Genomic DNA, 23,200 nt, shown 5'->3' on the forward strand with positions numbered 1-23,200 from the left:
CTAAAGTGTAATAGATCTCTCTTTCGGAATTGCTTTAATATCAAACTTAAAACAACATCCTAAAAAACTTTTCTACGAAATTCAATTCCTGCACGTCATTTGCTGCATAAAGTGGTGTAGTTTGTTGCTCAATACCTGGTATTTCTACAAAAACTTCGCCCACTTCTTGACCTTTTTTAATGGGTGCAGGTATCATATCTTTATATTCAATACGCACCTTAATTTGGTCATGCAATTTGCGGTTGTAAGTTATGGTAACATCGTTTGCAACTGTAATAGGCACTTTTCTATCTTTTCCATAGAGAACATTTACTTCCTCAACTACGCTGTCTTTAACGAATATTTTCTTAGTGTTAAAATGATTTAAGGAGTATTGTATCAATCTTTTTGCTTCTTCTATTCGCTCTTTCTCAGTGTTTAAACCATTTACGACAGCAAAAATTCTCCTATCATTTCGTTTTGCAGATGCTACAATGCCGTAACCACCAGCATTTGTATAACCGGTTTTTAAGCCATCAACCCCAATATCGTGAAAAAGTAGAAGATTTTTATTCTTTTGTACAATTTCATTATATGTCAAATATTGTTCGGAAAATAAATCATAATATTCAGGAAAATCGGTGAAAATCCTTTTTGCCAGCATTACCAAGTCTTTTGCGTTCATAAAATGATCTTCATCTGGCCACCCGCTTGAGTTGACAAAATGACTGTCATTCAGATTCAAATTTTGTGCAACTTCATTCATTTCAGCCACAAAATTCTCTTCTGATCCTGCAATGCCCTCGGCTAGTGTTATGCAGGCATCATTGCCTGAGACTATTGTAATTCCTTCAAGTAATTCCCTCACCGTAACGGATTGACCTTCTTTCAAAAACATAGAAGAGCCTCTCCTTTCCCACGCTTTTCTACTTACTCGAAATTTATCCTCCATGTGTATTATTCCAGCTTTTAGATAATCGAAGGCTATATATAAAGTCATTAGCTTGCTCATTGAAGATGGGGCCATTTTTTCATCAGAATTATGGTCAAAAATGAATGAGTCTGAAGCTAAATCTAAGACTACTGCTTGCTTTGCTTTGGTTCTAAACTGGTATGAGTATGAAGAAAAAGGAAGTATAAAAACTAATAGCAAAATTACCAATCTGCTTAACATATCTATAATTTTAAATTTATAGTGTACTAATTAATAGTATAATTTTACAGGGGCATTTCAATAGATCTCTTGCATAAAAATTCCTTGACAAACCTCGCCAGCCCCCTTATCATGAAACTGAAGCTATTTATTTATCTTCTCTGTACAGATTAAATGACAAAAAAACTCACGTATCTGGCGTCTCATGTTTAATTTTTTGCACTATGTGCACCTTATGTCTTTATAAAATTTCTAGGTTTTTACCTAATATAAGCTAAAATGCGCTTATAAAGCATTTAAAACATAAAAAAACGCCAACTTAAAAAATGGATAGTGAATAACTAGCTACCCTAGGGTTTCTTTTGCCTTTTTTTCTGTTTAGTAAATTTCTTAAACATTTATGACTAAAGGTTAGTTGCATTAAAAAGCAGCTAAATCGCGGTTATTAAGCGTTTAGAATAAAAAAACGCCATACTTGAAAGTATAATGTAAGTAATTAGCCAACCACGGGGCTTCTTTTGCCTTTTTTTTCGTTTGGTAAATTTCTTAAATATTTATAGCTAAACGACAACCGTCATCCCGCTACGTGTTAGCGGGATCTCTTGTTAGCGGCTGAGATACCGCGAATGAATCGCGGTATGACGGTTCGCGGTGACATGACGATAACCTCGTCATCCCGCTACGTGTTAGCGGGATCTATGTTAAGGTATGGCGGTTAAATAAGGGATCTATGTTAAGAGATACCGCGAATGAATCGCGGTATGACGGTTCGTGACGGTATGACGGTTCGCGGTGACATGACGATAACCTCGTCATCCCGCTACGTGTTAGCGGGATCTATGTTAAGGTATGGCGGTTAAATAAGGGATCTATGTTAAGAGATACCGCGAATGAATCGCGGTATGACGGTTCGTGGCGATATGACGGTTCGCGGTGACATGACGATAACCTCGTCATCCCGCTACGTGTTAGCGGGATCTATGTTAAGGTATGGCGGTTAAATAAGGGATCTATGTTAAGAGATACCGCGAATGAATCGCGGTATGACGGTTCGTGGCAATATGACGGTTCGCGGTGACATGACGATAACCTCGTCATCCCGCTACGTGTTAGCGGGATCTCTTGTTAGCGGCTGAGATACCGCGAATGAATCGCGGTATGACGGTTCGCGGCGGGATTCCAGTGTCTGGGCACTGGGATGACAGGAAAAGGGGCTACTTGGATTACAGCAGATCACCTCTTCACAAAAATTTTATCAGTAATACGCATATCAATAATACTCCAATCGCTGAAAGTAAAATCAGTTGTATTGTGTAAGTGGTTTAAATAGTCCCATGCACTATAAGGGTTATCTTCAGGCAGTTTTACTGTGGAATCGTTATCAAGTATGATATTCCATCTTCTATTCCCTATATAAGCAAAAGAAGAAATGTGGTCACTTAATTGAGTTTTACTCTCTAACACATCTCTAACAAATTCTAGGTTTGATAATGAGTTTTGTCCTGTAATTACAACAAGATCATCTATTAAATAGTCATCTACGATCACTTTACCTTCAAAATCAATTACCGAGGTTTTGTTATTATCTTTCCAGAGAGCAAACGGTTTATGCTCATCTATATTAATGTGTAGAGTATTGGGCAAAATTCTGTGAACTCTTACGTGTTTTATCCATCTGCTTACGGATTGTATGTTACCGGCAAGTTTTGAAAGTGATATATACAGGATAGGTTGCGTTCTATCTGTCAAACTTAGAATATCCTTTTTGTTTGTAAATTTATTGCCGCTCACGACTACTTCGTCGATTGAAAATCCACTACTGAGTAATAAACTAGATAGGCAGTCATTATACCAAGTAAAGTAGTAATTAAATCGATTTATTATTTTATCAAGTGAGCTGTAAAGTATTAGCGTAAGAAAAAGTGCTGTGATAATAACCAAGGCACACTTACGCAAAAAACTCCTTTGGCTTCTAGTAATACTGCTCAACATGACTTAAATCCCTAATATTTTTGTGCTGCAAACTATCTTCAATAATAATTTTAACTAATTCATTAAAATTGATTCCTTTTGCCAATTTTGCAATTTCTGGCACTAACGATAACTCAGTAAAGCCAGGATGTGTATTAATCTCAAGCATTTTTAAAGTGTTATTTTTGGGATTATAACGGAAATCTGAGCGGGAAATAGTTTTGCATCCTAAAAATTGATGAACTTTCAGTGCGTGTTCCAAGGTCATTTTATATATATTGTTAGGAATTTCAGCAGGAAATATATGTTCTGTAAATCCATCTGTATACTTTGCTTCATAATCATAGAATTTATTTTTTGGTCGTACTTCTATAGTGCCAATTGCTTCATCCAGCAATACAGCAGTATGTAACTCTATGCCCGGTATGTATTCTTCTACGATCATCTTTTCCATTATAGTAGAACTATTATCTTTCAGTTCTAAGTAATCCTCGTGCGAGAAAATTATGTACACTCCAATACTTGAACCTTCATTAATTGGTTTTAAGACGTACGGATAATCAATTTTAATATTATTTTTTAGTAGATCTTCTCGGCTAATTACATAACCTTTTGGAGTGTCGATACTAAGGGACCGAAATATATGCTTTGACATCACTTTATTCATAGCAACAGCAGAAGCCATAACTCCTGAGTGTGTATATTTTATACCTAAAATCTCCAATAAACCTTGAATGCAGCCATCTTCACCATAAGGTCCATGCAGAGCGATAAAAGCAAGGCCCGAATTAATTTTTCTAAGCTTTTCAGCAATGTTGCTGTCAACATCTATTTCTATTGCATTATATGAAAGGCTATCGAGCGCCTTCTTTACTGCTTTTCCGCTCATAAGCGATATTTCTCTCTCACAAGAAAACCCACCACTTAAAATTGCTATAGTTGGAACCATAAGCATTCTATGTTTTACTATATAGCATATATAATGGTTACATTAAGCTTATTAAATACCTACTTTGGCTAACTATAAGACCTTCTTACTTTCTTCAAGCACTTTTTTTATCCACTTCAAATAGCGTGCTCGGCAACGGTAGTGGCGTGTTTGCTGCACCTTTATACTGTTCACAGATAAGCTTTTCTAAATCCTCAGCAGATTGTTCTTTTGCTTCTTCTTTTTTCACTACTCCACTAGTTACTAAATCAATTAAGGCTGTATTGTGTATTATCATTCGATTATTTAGCTCAAATATCTTTTTTGTATCAAGTGAAGAGTTTTTAATTAAGGCAGATAGTGCATGCATATATTTGTCTATATCAGAAAGACTTTTGCTTGTATCATAGTTGCTAACTAACATATATTCCTTCAAACGCTCAATTTCTTCTGGAGTAAACTTGTAAACTTCATCAAGTTTCCTTATTAAAGATATAGTAAGTATTCTACTTAGAACTCTCAATTCTCTAATAAATTGTATTCCTTCTCCTTCAAGATAAGACATTTCTTCTTTTTTATATTTCTTAAATAATTCTTGATCATAAGACTTTCTGAAATCTGACATCATTGCTAATGCTAACTCTTGTGAACCTAGCTTAAAAACTTCGTTGAAGCTGTTTGCGTTGGTCTGGTAGAGACTCATGACCTTGAAACCAGCGATTTGGTCTCATAACCATAGTCTCCCCAAAAGAACCGTGCTTGCGGATTTCCCGCACACGGCTCCACAATACAGCGTTCACACTAGTGCTCCTGTGTATAAAGAAACATATACCTTTGGTTTTGGTAATGGATTTACTTTTAAATAGTGTATAAATTGTTCCCAATCCATACTTTTCTTTTGACTACGTCGGTTTATCCACTTAAATGCTAACTTTGTTACCGGTCGATAGAATTGAATCAAACACCGATAATTTCCGCTAACTCCGAAGTAGCTATAGTGTCCTGTTAGTTTGGCTTTAAGTTTCTGCCACCAATCTTTGAGACAGATACGACTTCGTACCATCTTCAACCATTCTTTGATTTCTTTAATCTTTCTGGCTAGGCTTATTTTTGAAGTTTTCTGCTTCATCATAAGTTTACCATTACGACTTTTTCCACAATAATGTGTAAATCCTAGAAAGTTGAAGCTAGCCGTCCTACGTTTCTCTCTTTCTGCTTGATACCATTCTTTCTTACCAAACTTTACTATTTTTGTTTTATTTTCAGCTATTTCCAACCCAAATTTACTTAGTCTTTGTTTCAGTAATTCTAGAAATTCTTTTGCGTCTTCTTCCCTCTCGCAGCCAACTACAAAATCGTCGCAAAACCTTATTAGCTGTAAATATCCTCTGGCTTTTGGCTTAAATTTCTTTTCAAACCATAAGTCCAGCACATAGTGTAAGTATATATTAGCTAATACAGGGCTTACTATACCACCTTGTGGTGTGCCTTGATCGGTTGCTTTATAACATCCAACTTCGACTATTCCTGCCTTTAGAAATCGTTTTATTAACCACAATAAATTTGGGTCAGCTATTCGTTCCCTTAGACAATTCATTAGCCATTTATGTTGAACATTATCAAAGAACTTCTTGATATCCACTTCTACAATATAGTTAATTGGTTTGTGCATAACTGCTTTATCTAGAGCGTTTATCGCCTGATGACAATTTCTTCCTGGTCGAAATCCATACGAGCTGTCCATAAAGTTTGCTTCATAAATATTTTCTAATATCTTCTTTAGCATTACCTGTACCAACTTATCTTCCGTTGATGGTATTCCGAGACCGCGCTTCTCTTTGCTCCCGGCTTTGGGTATGTATACCCTTTTCACTGGTAGCGGTTGATATTGTTTTCTCTTCATACTATCCACTAGTGTTTTAAGTTTCTCTTCTAGATTTTCTCCATAAGCTTCCACTGTCACACGATCTATACCACAAGCCTTGTTGCGTTTTAGTTCCTTATAACACTCTGCAAGATTCTCTTCATTAATCAAATGAACTAATGATGTAAATTTTACTCGCTTATCTTGCTTAGCCCTTACTGCTATCTGGTTTAGTTTTCCTTGCATACTCCTCCAATCTCTGTTGTATTGGTATAGCAATCCCTATACCAGTCACTATATTGCTAACCGCTTCCCCTTGTATGTGGCTTTCCCACACTCCGAGTACTATCAGTTAGTCCGACTTCCTTTGCATCTTCCTCCAGTCCTCGCCTTTATTGACTTGTTCCAGAGTACCCTTACAGGAATACAAAGGATCTCCCAAGTTCACGTAAGGTCCATCTCAACACATGACGCGGCCTTCGATCCCGATGAGGTGAGTAATATCTTGCCTTAGCGTTATTACCCATGTTGCCTTCCACCAAATGTAAAGTGTCAGCCCCCATGACGCGTGAATTACGGGACTCAATACCTTCACTTTCGTTGCACCCTATGTTGTCCATTCCATTAGCTTTACTACGCTCGTTACCTTACGCAGCATAATGGTTTGTTCCAGGTTGCCGGCTAAGCTTTACCCGTGTTGGATTTTCACCAACTGTTCCTTACGCACTTCTTGGCGCACGCATCTTGTGCACCGCCTGCAGTAATTCCACAACTATAAGAAATCTTTTCAGATAAGCTATGATACTCTTTTATCATCTCTTTCAGCAATATTTTAATATCATCTTCGGTTAACTCTACTGTTGATAATAGATCACATGTTTTTTCAAGATCACCATTCACTTGAAAAAGTAACCCTTCAATCTTTTTAATGGTTTCTCTTTTATTTATACTCACAACTTACCCCCAAGATTTGATGCTAATAGCTAATTTTATAATCAAATATTTCAAAAGTCAATAAGCCTTTTTCCTTAATCCTTAAGTTAATCGATACTAATTTATCAGCATAACAACTTAGATAACGCAACTATTTTCAGCAACCAAAAACAACAACCCTGAAATACAAAAAGTTTCTTTTCCTTCAGTAGCATTATTCTAAATTTTCATCAAAATAAGTTGTTTTATCCTTTTTTTCCTTATACTCTTCTGCAGTATAGAGAGGTTGTTTTTTAGCTGTGATATTTGGCCATTTTTGTGAGTATTCTACGTTTATGTTGTAAAATGACTTGAAAGTTTTTTGTTCGCTGCTCAGCAACTCTTCATCTAGTTCTAAAATATCTTTTATGGAATCATCAGTTACAATTGCATCCACCGGACACTCAGGTATGCACACTCCGCAATCAATACATTCATCTGGGTTAATCACGAGCATGTTTTTACCTTCATAGAAGCAGTCAACGGGACATACTTCCACACAGTCCGTATATTTACATTTTATGCATTTATCTGTAACAAAATGCGTCATAAAACACTGTATATTTGTATTATCTTGGGTACACTAAATTGATAAGAAATTCAAGTCTTTTATGAAGATAAATAAATTGAACAACAAAGAATTAGAAGTATGGTTAAGCTTGGCTAGAACTATAGGACCAATAAAGTTTTTTAGTATACTAAGAACACATGGATCGCTAGATGAGGTGTTGAAATATCTCAATAGGGTGGCTAATAATAAGGTGTATGGCATTCAAGATGCACGAGAAGAAATCAATAATGCAGAAAGAATTGGAGCTAAAATTATACCCGCATGTGACCCAGATTACCCTGATCTTTTAAGAAATATCTCTAGTTGTCCTCCTGTAATAACTGCGCTTGGTGATATATCATTATTAAGCCGTGAGATAATTGCAATAATCGGTGGGCGTAACTCTTCAATAAATGGAAGAAATTTTGCCAATAAGTTGGCACTTGATTTAAGCGAAGCTGGTTTTGTTATTGTTTCTGGACTTGCAAAAGGAATCGATACTGCAGCAAACAGTGTAATATACAAAGATCATCCCACTATTGCTGTTACAGCAAGTGGGATTGATGTGGTGTACCCAAAAGAGAATTTTGATCTATACAAAAAAATCACCGAGAATGGCGGATTAATAGTTACTGAGCTTCCATTTGCTACTAAACCAAAGCCTCAGTATTTTCCTCAAAGGAATCGAATTATATCTGGTCTATCGCTGGGTGTTGCAGTGATTGAAGCATCGAAACGTTTTGGCTCTCTAATAACAGCAGATTTTGCTTTAAATCAAGGGAGAGAGGTGTTTGCAGTTTCTGGTTTCCCTTTAGATTCACGCTGTAGTGGTAGTAATTATTTAATTAAAAACGGTGCTAAGCTTATCGAATCCGCTGATGACATAATAGAGAGTATTAGGTTTAGTTTACCTCCGCAGCAAAAAAACCTATTTGATGTTGAGCACCATTTTGTTAACCAAAAACAAGAAAAATTACAACAGGCAAAATCTGTTATAGTTGATCATATTAACTCTGTACCTGTTGATATAGATGAACTTATATTAGCAAGCGGACTTTCTACCAACATAGCTCTAATGGCTCTTTTAGAACTAGAGTTGGAAAACAAAATAGAGCGTTCACCGGGGAATAAAATATCGTTAATTTTCTAGATTACTTTAGCTATACTAGATGTTCGTACAGATATAGCTAAAGTGGCTTAGGTTTACCTACAATTTGAAAAACAACAAATTCGTCATTCCGCTACTCGTTAGCGGAATCTATGCTGAGATACCGCGAATGAATCGCGGTATGACGTAGGGAAATCTTTCTTGGGTTAGCTATATATGCTTGACACTGAAATGATGTCATTTGTCATAGGATTCTTAGTTGCTGATTTTAGAATTGATAAGAGAAAACTTTTTTTCAACTTGTTGTATAATTTTATAAAAGTGATCGAAATCTAAGCTTGCACTGCCAATTAAAACTCCTGATAAATTTGAAATATTTAACAAATTTTCTATATTTTCTGAACTAACTGAACCACCATATATAATGTGTTTTTTACCAGTACACAATTTTATTACCTCTATCACCTCAGTAATTGCATCATTATTTGGCACATGACCTGTGCCTATTGCCCATATTGGCTCATATGCTACGGTATATTCACCGTGTGTTGGCAAGCGGTTTTTACATTGATATTCTATTACTTCTTTTGTTTTTTCATTCTTATAATCTTCTGAATTTTCACCTACACAGATAATTGGGTGTAAGCCTGATTCTATTGCTATTTCCGACTTAAGTTTTATTTCACTATCTTTTTCATTAGCCCTTTCAGAATGCCCAAGTATTACGTAAGTACACCCTAGTTCTTTTAACATTTCTGCGCTAATTTCACCTGTGTAAGAACCGGACTTTTTCTGATGGCAATTCTGTGCTCCTATACTAATATTATTGCTTAGCTCTATACTATCTGGCAATGATGTAAAAGGAGGGCAAATCACTAGCTTAGAGGTAATTTCGTTGCTCTTGTTGTTAAGTTTGCCTATAAAGTCAACAAATGAAGAACGCATTCCATTCATTTTCCAATTTGCTACTATTAAAAAGGACATCAACTTTACTTATATGGGCGAGAGTGCCGGCTGTCGGACTTGAACTGACAACCTACTGATTACAAGTCAGTTGCTCTACCAATTGAGCTAAGCCGGCGTTAAACACATTAATAATATACAATTATCAATGAATTTTCGTCAACTAATTTTTAAAATACTGTATAATGAAAATAATATGAAAAAATTTTTACTGAAGCCAAAAAAGAGTCTAGGGCAAAATTTTATTTTATCGAGTGAGATAACAAAAAAAATCGTCGCTTTAGCTGGTAGTCTGGAAAATTTTAATGTCATTGAAATTGGTCCTGGATATGGTGCATTAACAAGAGAAATATTGGTGCATAATCCAAAGTCTCTACTTTCTATAGAAAAAGATAGAGATTTAGTAAAACACCATGACCAACTGCTAAATGAGCATCAAGGAAAGTATAGAATTATAGAAGCGGATGCACTGCATGTTACAGAAGAAGAGCTGATAGAGCGCCCAGTTAAAGTTATTGCTAACTTGCCTTACAATATCTCGGTAGTGTTATTTTTAAAGTGGTTAAATAATATAAAATTTTTTACGAACTTGACATTAATGTTTCAAAAAGAGGTAGCAGATCGCATTACGGCAAGACCCAATTCTAAAGATTATGGTTCCTTATCAGTGCTAAGCCAGTTGCTATGTGATATAAAAAAGGAATTTGATATTGAACCTAAAGAGTTTTTTCCAAGACCAAAAATACATTCTTCAGTAATTACAGTAAATCCTTTGCCTACCCCAAAGTTTGCAGTAAATTTGGAAACCTTAACAAGATTAACACGTGTCGTTTTTTCTCAAAGAAGAAAGATGCTGAGAAATAGCTTGCAAAATATAACGAACCACGCTGAAACTGTCCTTGAAAACGCTAAATTGAGCGGAAACCAGCGTCCAGAAAACTTAACTATTGAGCAGTTTTGTTTGCTGGCAAATAATGTAGAATGCTTATTTTGCAATAAAATGTATTAGCAACCATATAGCTTTTCTATCTCCTAAAAACAGTTAGAGCTATACAATTAAAGGCTCCTAGCTAATTTTGCCTATTGCAATTTAATTAATTGGCGTATAAGCTTTAAATAAAGCCTATGAAAAAAATGGAAGCTTGTTATTCGTTTGACGATATACTTCTTTTGCCAGCCTATTCTAATATATTGCCTTGCGATGCAGATACAAAAACTTATTTAACAAATAGTATAGAACTAAATATCCCTCTCATATCCTCTGCAATGGATACTGTTACTGAATCGGGCTTTGCAATAGCTATTGCCCAACATGGAGGGATAGGTTGCATACATAAGAATTTATCAATAGATGAACAAGTTTTAGAAGTGAGAAGGGTGAAAAAATATGAAAGTTGGATCGTGTATAACCCAATTACGATTTCACCGGATAAAACAGTTGCGGAAGCAATTTCATTAATGAGAGAGCACAATTATTCTGGCATTCCTGTAGTCGATCAACGCAAGTTAGTTGGAATTTTAACTAACCGAGATGTGAGATTTATTGAAGACCAGAACATGAATGTAAAAGTTTCCGAAGTGATGACAAAAGATAAGTTAGTGACAGTGCGGGAGCAGGGAGTGAATAGTGCCTCAGCAATGAAATTGTTGCATGAAAATAGAATAGAAAAGCTTTTGGTCGTAGATGAAAATTCTTGTTGTATAGGTTTAATTACGGTTAAAGACATTGAAAAATACAATAGATACCCAAATTCATGTAAAGACAGTAAAGGGCGTCTCAGAGTTGCCGCTGCAATTGGCACTGGTAAAAAAGATGGTATAGACAGATGTGAAGCTTTGATCGGAGAAGAAGTTGATGTAGTTGTTGTGGATACTGCTCACGGTCATTCCGAAAACGTTATCAATACCATTAGGGAAATAAAAAAGATGTATCCTAATACGCAATTAATTGGCGGAAACATTGCAACAAAGGAGGCTGCTGAAGCGTTGATTGATGCGGGTGTTGATGCAGTGAAGGTTGGAATAGGACCAGGATCAATCTGTACAACCAGAATAGTTACAGGTGTTGGTGTGCCACAATTCTCTGCAATCAAGAGTGTTGCAGAGGCGTGTAGAGCAAGAAACGTCAGACTAATTGCTGATGGTGGGGTGAAATACTCAGGAGATGTTGCAAAAGCTATTGCAGCTGGTGCTGACTCTGTGATGATTGGTTCGATTTTTGCTGGCACTGACGAAAGCCCAGGTGAGATTATTATGTATAAGGGCAGAGCATATAAAGGCTATCGAGGAATGGGATCTATTAGTGCAATGAAACGAGGTTCAGCTAGCCGTTATTTTCAAGATAAAGATTCAAAACTCAAATTAGTTCCACAAGGAGTGGAAGGAAGAGTTCCATTCAAAGGTCCAGCTTCAGGAGTAATCCATCAATTGATTGGCGGATTGCAAGCTGCAATGGGGTATACTGGTAATAGGAATATAGAAGAGATGAAAAAAAATTGTAAATTTGTTACTATTACTGCATCAGGATTAAGAGAGAGTCACGCTCATGATATAGTCATTACACAAGAAGCTCCAAATTATGCTTATCAAACGTCCAATTTGTCAACCGATTCGGAGTAGTCCAGAAAAAGTAGAGAGAAAGTTAAGACGTTTTTGGAGTAAAATAAAACGTTTTTTCAAAATATGACAAATAGAAGAGAATATACAGCAGAATTCAAATTAGAAGCTGTTAAGCTGGTTAAAGAAACAGGTCAAGCAAGTACAAAAATAGCAAAAGATCTAGGTATAGATGGCAGTATGTTAAGTAAGAAAATATAATGGAAAAATGTCTGGAGCATACGCATTTCCAGGCAAAGGCTCCTTATGACAAAGAAAGATTTGATCTAAAAAAAGAGCTAATAAGAGAAAGAGACATCTTAAAAAAAGCCCTGGGCAAAGAAAAAGAGTAAAGTATTCTTTTATATAGAAATTGCTATAAAACACAGGAACTATGTAGGGTTTTGTACTGGTGGTATGGGTTGCTAAGGAAAAAAGCAGTAAAGAATTAGCAAAAGAAGGGCTTCTAGCAGATATTCAAAAAATACATCAAGCTTCTAAATGCAGATATGGAGCCCCTAAAATTCACGCTGAATTAAAAGCTTTAGGCAAAAATTAAAACAGTACAAAGTGTTATGCAAGAAAATGGCATTAAAGCCAAGTTTAGACGAAGGTTCAAAAATAAAAAACAGCAAATAAGCAACCGAGTTGTGGCTCCGAACACATTGGATCAAAATTTTACTACTGATCAGCCAAATAAAGTTTGGGATTACCTACATAAAAACTAAAGAAGGTTGTTGGCGGCAATAATTGACCTATATTCACGCATGGTGGTTAATGAGTAACATGATAATTAGTTATAGATTCTTTATTGATGGCCGTTGATAAACGCAAACCCGATAAAAATCTGCTGTTACATAGCGATCAAGGGTCACAGTATACCTCTCAAAATTACCAATTTCTATTGAATACAAAAAACATCATTTCCAGCATGAGCCATAAGGGCTGTTGTTACGATAACTCTGTTGCAGAAAAGTTCACTTAAAAGGGAGCTGCTTATTGATACTTCTCGCTCAACAAACCAGAACTGCCATATTTGAATACATAGAAATCTTTTGTAACAAATAACGTAGACATTCTACTATTAGAGGTTGTCCGGAAACTAGTAAATTCAAGCATATTCCCTCTTTAACATAACCCTACTCATAGCTAGGTATATGAAATTCTCAGTGGATGTTGTGAGTAAATCATACTCCTTCGATAGCCTTCTATTCCTATTAACCCAAGCAAAAGTCCTTTCTACAACCCATCTTCTTGGCTGTACTTTAAACCCTTGTTCTCTTGTTGGTAGTAGCTCAGGTGGCGTATCTTTGTGCACCCAAAATCTACATGGAGGCCTTTTAACAATTTCAATATCTATGTCATATTCTTCCTTTATGTGATTCTTTAAATTTCTTCCTTGGTATCCCATGTCAGCCCACATTTTTTTAACTTTAGTATATTTTGTTCTCATATTGTTTAATGCTATTTTAATACCATCTCTATCATTTTCGTTAGCAGCGCCTACGTAACAACCTAGTATAAAACCCTGAGTGTCTGTAATTATATGCCTTTTTCTACCCTTTACTTTTTTACTTCCATCATAGCCTTTGATCCCCCCTTTTCTGTAGTCTTTACAGATTGACTATCTACTATACAGGCACTCGGCTGCTCATTCCTTCCTATTTTTCTTCTACTATATTTTGTAATTTCATAATTCATTTTCTCAAAAATTCCCTGCTTCTTCCATTGCCTGAACTGCTCATACACAGTCTTCCATAGCGGAAAATCATTTGGTAAATACCGCCATTGACACCCTGTACGCAATACATAGAAAATTGCTTCTAATATTTCTTTTTTGCTATACTTTGGCGGCCTTCCTCCTTTCTTGTATGATACTCTGAAGTGTTTTTCTATTCTTGCCCATTCCCTTTCGCTTAGATCTGTTGGATACTTTTTTCTCATCTTTACCCCGTACTAAAATTTCAGATATTATAGCCTTTTACTAGTTTCCGGACAACCTCTTATAGCTCTTTCCACAGAAGTCCGGATATGATAAGATAAGGATAGATGGCAATAAGGAGGTTGGATGCCGGCAGCATATAGTTATGATTTAAGAAAAAAAGCAATGGAAGCACTAGACGAAGGGGAAAGCAGAGAAGCAGTGGCAGCAAGATTTAAAATTGGACGAACTACTTTGTGGGAGTGGCAGCAAAGAAAAAAAGAAACAGGCGACTTTCAGTCAAAAAAACTCGGTAATGGAGGTTACAATCAGAAAATTATCGACTGGAATAAGTTTATCGAATTTGCTAAAAAACACGGTAGAAAAACTCTGTCGGAAATGGCTAAACTTTGGGGCAACGTTAGTATCCAAACGATCCACCGAGCTCTCAGAAAAATTGGATTTACGCGCAAAAAAAGACATATGGATACAAGGAAAGGAACGAAGAAAAACGTGCTGAATTCTTAAAAATTATAGCAACAAAAGAACCAGAAAACTTAGTGTATATAGATGAGTCTGGGATTGATAACACGGAGGACTATCCATATGGGTATTGCCAGAAAGGACAGCGATTTTATGCCCTAAAATCTGGAAAAAAAACTCAACGAATCAGCATGGTTGCAGCCTTAAGTAGAAGAAAGATAGTTGCTCCATTAACATTTGAAGGCCACTGTAATATGGATATTTTTAATGGATGGTTTGAGCAATTTTTGGCACCGATCTTAGAACCTGGACAAACTGTCATTCTTGATAATGCTACTTTTCATAAGTCTGATAAGCTTATCAAGCTCGCTAAAGGAGTCGGTGCAGAAATTTTGTATCTGCCGCCTTATTCTCCAGATTTTAACAAAATTGAGCATCATTGGTTTGCTATAAAAAACAGAGCCAGGAAAAACATTCCTCTATTCGAATCCTTTCGTCGTGCTGTTGATTCTGCCTTCCTATGACCTATTCGGACTATTATGAGAAATGCTATAGAGGTTGTCCACAAACCAAGGAATACGTAGTATATAAAGAAAGAATATTGAGGTAAGAGATGAGGAAAAAATATCCAACAGATTTAAGTAAAAGGGAATGGGCAAGAATAGAAAAACACTTCAGAGTATCGTACAAGAAAGGAGGAAGGCCACCAAAATACAGTAAGTGTGAGATAGTAAATGCAATTCTTTATATACTGCGCACAGGATGTCAATGGCGCTATTTACCACACGATTTTCCGCCGTGGAAGGCTGTGCATGAACAGTTTAGAAGATGGAAAAAGCAGGGAATTTTTGAGAAAATGAACTATGATATCACTAAATATAGTAGGTCAAAAATGGGAAGAAATGAGGAGCCGAGCGCATGCATAGTGGACAGTCAATCGGTAAAAACCACGGAAAAAGGGGGGTCAAAGGTTATGATGGTGCGAAAAAGGTAAAGGGGAGAAAAAGACATATAATCACAGATACTCAAGGATTTGTGCTTGGTTGCTATGTAGGAGCTGCAAGCGAAAATGACAGAGATGGGGTGAAGATGGCATTGGACAATATGAAGGAAAAATACAGCAATATTAAGAAAATGTGGGCTGATATGGGATACCAAGGAAAAGATTTAAAGGATTACGTAAAGAGAGAATATGGGATAGATATTGAAATTGTCAAAAGGCCTCCATGTAGGTTTTGGGTGCATAAAGATACACCACTAGAACTATTGCCACAACGGGATCCTGGATTTTCAGTACAGCCGAGAAGGTGGGTGGTAGAGAGGACTTTTGCTTGGATCAATAGAAATAGAAGGCTATCAAAGGAGTACGATTTACTTACAACATCTACTGAAAGTTTCATATATCTGGCTATGAGTAAAGTTATGTTAAGTAGGGAATATGCTTGATTTACTGGTTTGTGGACAACCTCTAAGAGGTTGTCCGGAAACTAGTAAAAGGCTATAATATCTGAAATTTTAGTACGGGGTAAAGATGAGAAAAAAGTATCCAACAGATCTAAGCGAAAGGGAATGGGCAAGAATAGAAAAACACTTCAGAGTATCATACAAGAAAGGAGGAAGGCCGCCAAAGTATAGCAAAAAAGAAATATTAGAAGCAATTTTCTATGTATTGCGTACAGGGTGTCAATGGCGGTATTTACCAAATGATTTTCCGCTATGGAAGACTGTGTATGAGCAGTTCAGGCAATGGAAGAAGCAGGGAATTTTTGAGAAAATGAATTATGAAATTACAAAATATAGTAGAAGAAAAATAGGAAGGAATGAGCAGCCGAGTGCCTGTATAGTAGATAGTCAATCTGTAAAGACTACAGAAAAGGGGGGATCAAAGGCTATGATGGAAGTAAAAAAGTAAAGGGTAGAAAAAGGCATATAATTACAGACACTCAGGGTTTTATACTAGGTTGTTACGTAGGCGCTGCTAACGAAAATGATAGAGATGGTATTAAAATAGCATTAAACAATATGAGAACAAAATATACTAAAGTTAAAAAAATGTGGGCTGACATGGGATACCAAGGAAGAAATTTAAAGAATCACATAAAGGAAGAATATGACATAGATATTGAAATTGTTAAAAGGCCTCCATGTAGATTTTGGGTGCACAAAGATACGCCACCTGAGCTACTACCAACAAGAGAACAAGGGTTTAAAGTACAGCCAAGAAGATGGGTTGTAGAAAGGACTTTTGCTTGGGTTAATAGGAATAGAAGGCTATCGAAGGAGTATGATTTACTCACAACATCCACTGAGAATTTCATATACCTAGCTATGAGTAGGGTTATGTTAAAGAGGGAATATGCTTGAATTTACTAGTTTCCGGACAACCTCTAACTATTGCATTCCTGCACAATTTATTCTCATGATAAAAACGTCTTAACTTTCTCTCTACTTTTTCTGGGTAAGGTCAAATAGAGAATTTTACAAAAATCTATTTTTAACTTACAATCAATTATTACAATTTTAAACCTACAACTTATGTATAACAGACTTATAGTCAAATCTTTTTCAGTATTATGCATCTGTTTATTTGCTTTATACATAACACTGCCAAATTTCTTTGATAATAAGCTTTTTATTTCGAAAAAAAGAATAAACTTAGGCCTTGACCTGAAAGGAGGGGCATCTTTGCTTTTAAACATAGACTTAGACTTCTATTTTAAGGAAAAGCTAAGCATGCTAGCTAACGAAATAAAAGAGACATTGCTAACAAAAAATATTGAATCTAACGTACAAAATAGCGTTATAACTTTAAATAATATTGATGATTATAAAAAAGCATCTGTGTTGATTAATGCGATAAATCCAAATTTAGAGCTAAATAGAAAAGATTCTTCAATTCTCATTTCGTATAAACCCCATTATAAAAATTCTTTGATCAGTGAAGTAGCTGCAGAATCAATAAACAATGTCCAGCGCCGTTTGGACAAACTTGGCACAAAGGAAGTCAGCGTTCAAAAACAAGGGCAGAATAAAATATTAGTGCAGGTGCCTGGAGTAGAAGATACCAAGCAGATAAAATCTCTGCTTGGCAAAACTGCTAAGCTAGCTTTTCATTTGGCAAACACTAACATAGCCAAGGTGCAGGATATAGACCATGAAACCACTGTCATGCTCAAGGATTCTTTAGGTAATTCTTATCCAATATTCCGCAGAACTGAAATAGGTGGTGATTCGCTGGTTAACGCATCAGTTAGATTTGGTCACTTAGGTAAACCAACAGTGCATTTTAAATTTGACAGCATAGCGAGTAAAAGATTCGCAAAAATCACTAAAGAAAATGTGGGGAAACCTTTTGCAATTGTTCTGGATAACACAGTCTTAACAGTACCTACAATACGTGAGCCAATTTTAAATGGAGAGGGAGAAATTAGCGGTAATTTCACTGAAAAACAAGCAAGCGAACTTGCAATACTTTTAAAATCTGGAGCACTGCCAGCACCACTTAAAATAATTGAAGAAAAAAACATTGGCCCAAGTCTTGGAGAAGAATCAATAAAGGCAGGGGAAATGGCAGCAACAATCTCTATTATAGCCGTGGCTTTATTTATAATCATCACTTACGGCAAATTAGGTGTATTGGCCTCTGTTGCACTTTTTTCTAATGTAGTTCTTATATTATCAATTCTCACTCTGCTTGAAGCAACTCTAACTTTACCTGGAATTGCCGGTATTGCACTCACTGTCGGTATGGCGGTGGATGCAAATGTTTTAATATTTGAGCGAATTCGTGAGGAAATCAAATCTGGCAAGAGAGTGGAACGTGCTATTGAAGAAGGGTTTAAAAACGCTATAAAGACAATACTGGATTCAAATATCACTACATTAATTGCTGCAGGAATAATGTTCATTATTGGCAGTGGAGCAATAAGAGGCTTTTCTGTCACTCTATCAATAGGAATTTTATGTTCGATGTTTTCTGCAATCACAGTCACAAAACTCCTGATAGAGTTGTGTATGAACCCGAAGGAACTAGCGCTTTGAATTAAGGATTTAGATCTCAGTCAACCACCTTCATTCCCACAACGTTATATCCTGAATCAACGTGCAAAATTTCTCCAGTAGTGCCACTACTTAAGTCGCTTAATAAGTATAACGCTGCCTTGCCAACATCCTCTATTGTAACATTGCGTCTGAGCGGAGAGTTATTTCTATTCCATTCTGATATGGAGTGAAAATCGCTTATTCCAGAAGATGCTAAAGTTCTGATTGGACCAGCGGAAATTGCATTTACTCTGATATTTTGTGGCCCGAGATCACATGCTATATATTTTACACTTGCTTCAAGTGCCGCTTTACATAAACCCATAACGTTATAATTTGGCATAACTTTTTCAGCGCCATAATAAGATAAAGTAAGTAAACTACCACCATTTGACATCATTTTTTCAGCCCTTTGCGCTAAAGCAGTAAAAGAATAGCACGATATATGCATTGCATTGAGGAAGTTATCCAGTGAAGTATTGACATATTTACCATCTAACTCATTTTTATCGGAGAATGCTATTGCATGCACCAAAAAGTCAAGAGTACCCCATTTTTTCTCTATTATTTCGAAAGCGTTATCTATGATTTTTTCATTTGAAACGTTGCAGTGTAATATTAGCTCCACATTTAGTTCATCTGCTATTGGTGATAGTTTTTCTTTTATTATTTCATTCTGGTAGGTGATTGCAAGTTCTGCTCCGTGCTCTGAGAGAGTTTTTGCTATACCGTATGCTATTGATCTCTTATTTATTATTCCGGTTATTAATCCCTTTTTGCCTTGTAATAGACTTGTCGTCATAGAACTATCTGTTTTTTTATAATTTGGAATATTAACTAGGTAAAGTCAAGATATCACTATGTTTTAAAATATTTTTTGCAGTAACTTGAAGTCTATAAACAGTAATCTTGATTCTTCTACAACAAAGCCATCCCATATGACATTTTACCTATACCCAATCAAGCATATTAATAAGTAAGTAAATCTTAATATAATCTTATTATACTTATAAATACGCTGTATAGAATGAAAGTATGGATGATTTCATAACTGCAAGAAGAAAAGATGATGCTGTGGTATCTGTTTGTCAGGATAATAAGAAAAAAAACGTGTTAATTTTAGGGCTCAATCAAGCCGCAAGGAATTTGTTAAAATACGAGGAAGGGAATTTACTTAATAAGCCGTTGATCAATATTTTAAGTGCAAGAGCAGCTGACGACATGAAGAATTATTTAGAGTATACCGAAAATGGGCACGATTTACTTGATATATTACCTAAAGTGATAGATTTTTCCTTAACTGATGCTAAAGGAGAAGATATCAGGACAAAAGTAAAAGTTTTCCGCACTGCACAATTTGCCAGTAATAAAATAAATTATGAGCTATTAATACGTGATATCAGTTTGTCCCATAAACTAGGAATCTTTAGAGATAAATATCTAATGGGTAAAAAATATAAAAACCATGACTTATTCGATATACCGGGCAATGAGTCCACTATTCTAGAGTTATACGTTATATTAAATTTTGCCTTTCAACATCAAATTAATGCAGCTATAGGAGTGATTGGCTTAAATAGTAGCTGTAGTGAGACAAATAATGCACTGAAAGTTATCATAGAACATTTTTATAAAAATTGCCGTAGTGATGATTTTCTAGGGTATATTGATGAGAATAAAGTGCTTTTTGTTTTGATTAACTGCGATGTAAAAAGTATATCTAAAATAATTAATCGTATACATTCTGCCATTAATAAGCAGTTATTAAAGCGAAAATTACCAAGTGTATCAATAATTTATGGGAATATAGCTCAAAAACAGGCAGCAAAATCTACCAGCGGTGCCTTCTGAAAAGTTGTTTTTTATTTATATTGAGTTTAAACTTAAATTTTTATAAAGATTTAAGTTTATTTATGAAGTTAAAGTACTACCTGGTAGCACTGCTTTCATCATTGTTTTTGCAGAATAGTGCTAGCTCTAAAACAATTTTGGATAAGGAAATATTTTATGCAGAACTAGACGGAAAAATAGATTTGAGATTCGGCTACGCCTTCAACAGAGATTCTTTCAATGCTAAGCCTAAGGATAAAACTTCAAGTTATTCATACTTGCGCTTTCTTTATTTACAGCAAGTTTATCCAAATACTCAAATGGGGGTTAATGTTAAGGCAGGGGTTTCTGGTATTGCAAACCTAAAAGCGTTAGATATAGAAAAGTTAGACATGGAGGAATGGTATTTTATCATAAAAAACCAGGAACTTGGATCAATTGAATATGGTAAAAGAAGTTTAGTTGGTCAGAGCATGTTAATTAACACTTCAAAAATTTATGCAGCTGCTGGAGGAGTAAATGGTCATTGGACAAACTATGCAAATTTGCGCGGTGATCATAAAAAAGATGGTGACCCTGGATATGATCAAGACAAGGTGTTCTGGGTCAAGCCCAATATTTATAGCGATTATAATGAACTCGAACTAGGGTTAAAACAATCATCAATTAACTACATCTCCCCTGAAATCTATAACTTTCAACTCGGATTCAGTTATGTTCCAGGAAAAAATAACTTACAGTACAGCAATTTAATTGCTGCTGGCCTTTCCTATAAAAACAGCTTGTCAGATGATATAGGTTTTACTACAGCTTTGACTGGTGAATTTGCAAGAGAAAATTTAACTGATTGCTCAGATGGGACTTCTAAAAATTATGAATGCCGCAATCAATTACTACACTGGAATTTTGGTTTGAAGCTAAAATTGTTCGATCTTGATTGCATTTTTTCGTATGGTAATGGTGGTAAATCTGGTGAGAAGCGTAATCCTGAAATAAATAATACGTATTATATGAATGCAGGTATCGCTTACCATTCTGATTCTTACAAATCAAGCTTAACATATTTTAGTAGTGGTAGGGATATTGCAGGCGAAGGTACAAACGAGTTAACATCATATGCTTTAAGCCTTGAAAATTCTCTTTTTTTAGGTACTTCATACTATTTCGATATTGTAAAGTTTAGTACAAAAGAGCCTAAAATAGAAAATAACAACTCTGGTTATGTGTTCTTGGCTGGACTGAAATTAAGTTTTTAATATTGCCTCCTTCCAACACTCTTTTCTGTCATCCAAGGTAACCGTTCACACTTAATTTTTCAATCTCACTCATGGAGAGGCCAGTAAACTGACCTTACCCAGAAAAAGTGGAGAGAAAGAAAAGAGTTTTTTTGGGTAAAATAAAATTTTGGAGGATTAGAAATGGTAAGAGAATATACGGCAGAATTCAAATTGGAAGCTGTTAAACTGGCAAATGAACAAAGAAAGGCAGGTCAAACAATTACAAAAATAGCAAGAGATTTAGGAATAAAGGGTGGTTTATTAGGAAAATGGATAAAGAAACACAACGAAAAAAAGTCAGCGGCAAATGCATTTCCAGGTAGAGGTAACATGGCTCCTTACGACAAAGAGAGGTTTGATTTACAAAGCAAGAGTAACAAGGGAAAGAGACATTTAAAAAAAAGCCCTGGCCAGTCAAAAAGAGTAAAATATTTTTTTATAAAAGAGCATAGTATAGCATTTCTCATAATAGTCCGAATAGGTCATAGGAAGGCAGAATCAACAGCACGACGAAAGGATTCGAATAGAGGAATGTTTTTCCTGGCTCTGTTTTTTATAGCAAACCAATGATGCTCAATTTTGTTAAAATCTGGAGAATAAGGCGGCAGATACAAAATTTCTGCACCGACTCCTTTAGCGAGCTTGATAAGCTTATCAGACTTATGAAAAGTAGCATTATCAAGAATGACAGTTTGTCCAGGTTCTAAGATCGGTGCCAAAAATTGCTCAAACCATCCATTAAAAATATCCATATTACAGTGGCCTTCAAATGTTAATGGAGCAACTATCTTTCTTCTACTTAAGGCTGCAACCATGCTGATTCGTTGAGTTTTTTTTCCAGATTTTAGGGCATAAAATCGCTGTCCTTTCTGGCAATACCCATATGGATAGTCCTCCGTGTTATCAATCCCAGACTCATCTATATACACTAAGTTTTCTGGTTCTTTTGTTGCTATAATTTTTAAGAATTCAGCACGTTTTTCTTCGTTCCTTTCCTTGTATCCATATGTCTTTTTTTGCGCGTAAATCCAATTTTTCTGAGAGCTCGGTGGATCGTTTGGATACTAACGTTGCCCCAAAGTTTAGCCATTTCCGACAGAGTTTTTCTACCGTGTTTTTTAGCAAATTCGATAAACTTATTCCAGTCGATAATTTTCTGATTGTAACCTCCATTACCGAGTTTTTTTGACTGAAAGTCGCCTGTTTCTTTTTTTCTTTGCTGCCACTCCCACAAAGTAGTTCGTCCAATTTTAAATCTTGCTGCCACTGCTTCTCTGCTTTCCCCTTCGTCTAGTGCTTCCATTGCTTTTTTTCTTAAATCATAACTATATGCTGCCGGCATCCAACCTCCTTATCGCCATCTATCCTTAATCTTATCATATCCGGACTTCTGTGGAAAGAGCTATAACTATTGCATTCCTGAGCATTTTGATTCATCATTCTCTTTGTGAAAAACATTCCAAACTTTCTCTCCACTTTTTCTGGGTAAGGTCAGTCAAACCTCCATTTTTTTTATATCAATTTATTACTTTTTTTTCGGTTTGACACACTTTTTTGAACATTCC

At 35.7% G+C, this 23,200-nt stretch carries 25 protein-coding genes, 1 tRNA gene and 1 pseudogene; 14 read left to right on the plus strand and 13 right to left on the minus strand.

Features of this window, described 5'->3' with window-relative positions:
* Positions 1-46 precede the first annotated feature (46 nt).
* The 8 genes from ABWU55_RS06145 to ABWU55_RS06180 form a co-directional block, all read right to left on the minus strand.
* Positions 47-1,153, minus strand: coding sequence for a D-alanyl-D-alanine carboxypeptidase family protein (locus ABWU55_RS06145; protein ID WP_182366631.1), 1,107 nt, complete (start codon positions 1,151-1,153; stop codon positions 47-49).
* 1,212 nt (positions 1,154-2,365) lie between these two features.
* On the minus strand, positions 2,366-3,124 hold the full coding sequence (locus ABWU55_RS06150; protein ID WP_209472708.1) for a cell division protein FtsQ/DivIB: 759 nt from the start codon (positions 3,122-3,124) through the stop codon (positions 2,366-2,368).
* Positions 3,105-4,058, minus strand: a complete 954-nt coding sequence (locus ABWU55_RS06155) for a D-alanine--D-alanine ligase (RefSeq protein ID WP_264705764.1) — start codon at positions 4,056-4,058, stop codon at positions 3,105-3,107. The genes ABWU55_RS06150 and ABWU55_RS06155 overlap by 20 nt, the downstream gene beginning before the upstream one ends.
* An 88-nt stretch (positions 4,059-4,146) precedes the next feature.
* Positions 4,147-4,734 (minus strand): hypothetical protein, encoded by a 588-nt coding sequence (locus tag ABWU55_RS06160; protein WP_353286261.1) that lies wholly within the window; start codon positions 4,732-4,734, stop codon positions 4,147-4,149.
* 93 nt (positions 4,735-4,827) lie between these two features.
* Positions 4,828-6,141 (minus strand): group II intron reverse transcriptase/maturase, encoded by a 1,314-nt coding sequence (gene ltrA / locus ABWU55_RS06165; RefSeq protein WP_006280268.1) that lies wholly within the window; start codon positions 6,139-6,141, stop codon positions 4,828-4,830.
* Complete coding sequence (locus ABWU55_RS06170; protein ID WP_255324786.1) at positions 6,104-6,232, minus strand: hypothetical protein; 129 nt, start codon at positions 6,230-6,232, stop codon at positions 6,104-6,106. Before ABWU55_RS06170 ends, ltrA begins: the two co-directional genes overlap by 38 nt.
* 368 nt (positions 6,233-6,600) lie before the next feature.
* Complete coding sequence (locus ABWU55_RS06175; RefSeq protein ID WP_353286262.1) at positions 6,601-6,849, minus strand: hypothetical protein; 249 nt, start codon at positions 6,847-6,849, stop codon at positions 6,601-6,603.
* A gap of 193 nt (positions 6,850-7,042) precedes the next feature.
* Positions 7,043-7,417 carry a ferredoxin family protein gene (locus ABWU55_RS06180; protein ID WP_063630600.1) on the minus strand — a complete coding sequence of 125 codons (375 nt, stop codon included), beginning with the start codon at positions 7,415-7,417 and terminating at the stop codon, positions 7,043-7,045.
* Between the two features lie 61 nt (positions 7,418-7,478).
* Here ABWU55_RS06180 and dprA point away from each other — a divergent pair, with 61 nt between their 5' ends.
* Positions 7,479-8,567 carry a DNA-processing protein DprA gene (gene dprA / locus ABWU55_RS06185; protein ID WP_353286263.1) on the plus strand — a complete coding sequence of 363 codons (1,089 nt, stop codon included), beginning with the start codon at positions 7,479-7,481 and terminating at the stop codon, positions 8,565-8,567.
* Between the two features lie 213 nt (positions 8,568-8,780).
* Here the strand turns inward: dprA and ABWU55_RS06190 are convergent, their stop codons facing one another.
* Positions 8,781-9,509, minus strand: a complete 729-nt coding sequence (locus ABWU55_RS06190; RefSeq protein WP_341811154.1) for a triosephosphate isomerase — start codon at positions 9,507-9,509, stop codon at positions 8,781-8,783.
* A 24-nt stretch (positions 9,510-9,533) separates the two neighbouring features.
* A tRNA-Thr gene (locus tag ABWU55_RS06195) sits at positions 9,534-9,606 on the minus strand.
* Positions 9,607-9,684: 78 nt separating this feature from the next.
* Here ABWU55_RS06195 and rsmA point away from each other — a divergent pair.
* The 6 genes from rsmA (at position 9,685) to ABWU55_RS06225 (ending at position 13,068) form a co-directional block, all read left to right on the plus strand.
* Complete coding sequence (gene rsmA / locus ABWU55_RS06200; protein ID WP_209472716.1) at positions 9,685-10,497, plus strand: 16S rRNA (adenine(1518)-N(6)/adenine(1519)-N(6))-dimethyltransferase RsmA; 813 nt, start codon at positions 9,685-9,687, stop codon at positions 10,495-10,497.
* 116 nt (positions 10,498-10,613) lie between these two features.
* Entirely contained in the window at positions 10,614-12,107 is a 1,494-nt protein-coding gene (gene guaB / locus ABWU55_RS06205) for an IMP dehydrogenase (protein WP_264329759.1), read from the plus strand.
* Positions 12,108-12,170: 63 nt separating this feature from the next.
* Positions 12,171-12,305 carry an IS3 family transposase gene (locus tag ABWU55_RS06210; RefSeq protein ID WP_007548354.1) on the plus strand — a complete coding sequence of 45 codons (135 nt, stop codon included), beginning with the start codon at positions 12,171-12,173 and terminating at the stop codon, positions 12,303-12,305.
* Entirely contained in the window at positions 12,305-12,436 is a 132-nt protein-coding gene (locus tag ABWU55_RS06215; RefSeq protein WP_255322265.1) for a hypothetical protein, read from the plus strand. The genes ABWU55_RS06210 and ABWU55_RS06215 overlap by 1 nt, the downstream gene beginning before the upstream one ends.
* 59 nt (positions 12,437-12,495) lie before the next feature.
* Positions 12,496-12,642 (plus strand): IS3 family transposase, encoded by a 147-nt coding sequence (locus tag ABWU55_RS06220; protein ID WP_080717648.1) that lies wholly within the window; start codon positions 12,496-12,498, stop codon positions 12,640-12,642.
* Positions 12,643-12,897: 255 nt separating this feature from the next.
* Positions 12,898-13,068, plus strand: a complete 171-nt coding sequence (locus tag ABWU55_RS06225; RefSeq protein WP_080717647.1) for a DDE-type integrase/transposase/recombinase — start codon at positions 12,898-12,900, stop codon at positions 13,066-13,068.
* 126 nt (positions 13,069-13,194) lie between these two features.
* On the opposite strand, the gene ABWU55_RS06230 is transcribed toward ABWU55_RS06225, so the two are convergent.
* A protein-coding gene (locus ABWU55_RS06230) for an IS5-like element ISWpi1 family transposase (protein ID WP_209472412.1) occupies positions 13,195-14,027 on the minus strand; the annotation gives its coding sequence in 2 pieces (ribosomal slippage) (positions 13,195-13,658 and positions 13,658-14,027; 834 coding nt in all).
* A 124-nt stretch (positions 14,028-14,151) separates the two neighbouring features.
* On the opposite strand from ABWU55_RS06230, the gene ABWU55_RS06235 reads away from it, so the two are divergent.
* The 4 genes and pseudogenes from ABWU55_RS06235 to secD all read left to right on the plus strand — a co-directional run bounded on the left by ABWU55_RS06235 (position 14,152) and on the right by secD (position 18,528).
* A protein-coding gene (locus ABWU55_RS06235) for an IS630 family transposase (protein ID WP_156518142.1) occupies positions 14,152-15,011 on the plus strand; the annotation gives its coding sequence in 2 pieces (ribosomal slippage) (positions 14,152-14,476 and positions 14,476-15,011; 861 coding nt in all).
* 89 nt (positions 15,012-15,100) lie between these two features.
* Positions 15,101-15,933, plus strand: a protein-coding gene (locus ABWU55_RS06240) for an IS5 family transposase (protein WP_264718686.1) whose coding sequence is annotated in 2 segments (ribosomal slippage) — positions 15,101-15,467 and positions 15,467-15,933 — 834 coding nt in all. Because the reading frame shifts where the segments join, the coding sequence is not laid out codon by codon here.
* Between the two features lie 85 nt (positions 15,934-16,018).
* Positions 16,019-16,851: pseudogene (locus tag ABWU55_RS06245) on the plus strand (IS5 family transposase).
* A 171-nt stretch (positions 16,852-17,022) separates the two neighbouring features.
* Positions 17,023-18,528: a protein translocase subunit SecD gene (secD, locus tag ABWU55_RS06250; protein ID WP_353286264.1), complete on the plus strand. Its 1,506-nt coding sequence runs from the start codon at positions 17,023-17,025 to the stop codon at positions 18,526-18,528.
* A gap of 16 nt (positions 18,529-18,544) precedes the next feature.
* Here the strand turns inward: secD and ABWU55_RS06255 are convergent, their stop codons facing one another.
* Positions 18,545-19,330, minus strand: a complete 786-nt coding sequence (locus tag ABWU55_RS06255) for an enoyl-ACP reductase (RefSeq protein ID WP_353286265.1) — start codon at positions 19,328-19,330, stop codon at positions 18,545-18,547.
* 233 nt (positions 19,331-19,563) lie between these two features.
* On the opposite strand from ABWU55_RS06255, the gene ABWU55_RS06260 reads away from it, so the two are divergent.
* From ABWU55_RS06260 to ABWU55_RS06270, 3 genes are all read left to right on the plus strand, one after another.
* A complete protein-coding gene (locus ABWU55_RS06260) occupies positions 19,564-20,379 on the plus strand; it encodes a hypothetical protein (RefSeq protein WP_151808062.1) in 816 nt (271 codons plus the stop codon).
* 62 nt (positions 20,380-20,441) lie between these two features.
* A complete protein-coding gene (locus ABWU55_RS06265; protein WP_264705760.1) occupies positions 20,442-21,614 on the plus strand; it encodes a porin in 1,173 nt (390 codons plus the stop codon).
* 162 nt (positions 21,615-21,776) lie between these two features.
* Entirely contained in the window at positions 21,777-22,205 is a 429-nt protein-coding gene (locus ABWU55_RS06270) for a transposase (RefSeq protein ID WP_353286266.1), read from the plus strand.
* Here ABWU55_RS06270 and ABWU55_RS06275 read toward each other — a convergent pair.
* Positions 22,118-22,977 (minus strand): IS630 family transposase gene (locus ABWU55_RS06275; protein WP_156518142.1). Its coding sequence is split into 2 segments (ribosomal slippage): positions 22,118-22,653 and positions 22,653-22,977, totalling 861 coding nucleotides; the frame shifts between segments, so codons are not numbered across the junction. The two genes, ABWU55_RS06270 and ABWU55_RS06275, sit on opposite strands and share 88 nt — an antisense overlap.
* Positions 22,978-23,200: the final 223 nt, after the last annotated feature.

It is taken from the genome of Wolbachia endosymbiont (group A) of Crataerina pallida (assembly GCF_964028475.1).
Lineage (GTDB): Bacteria > Pseudomonadota > Alphaproteobacteria > Rickettsiales > Anaplasmataceae > Wolbachia > Wolbachia pipientis.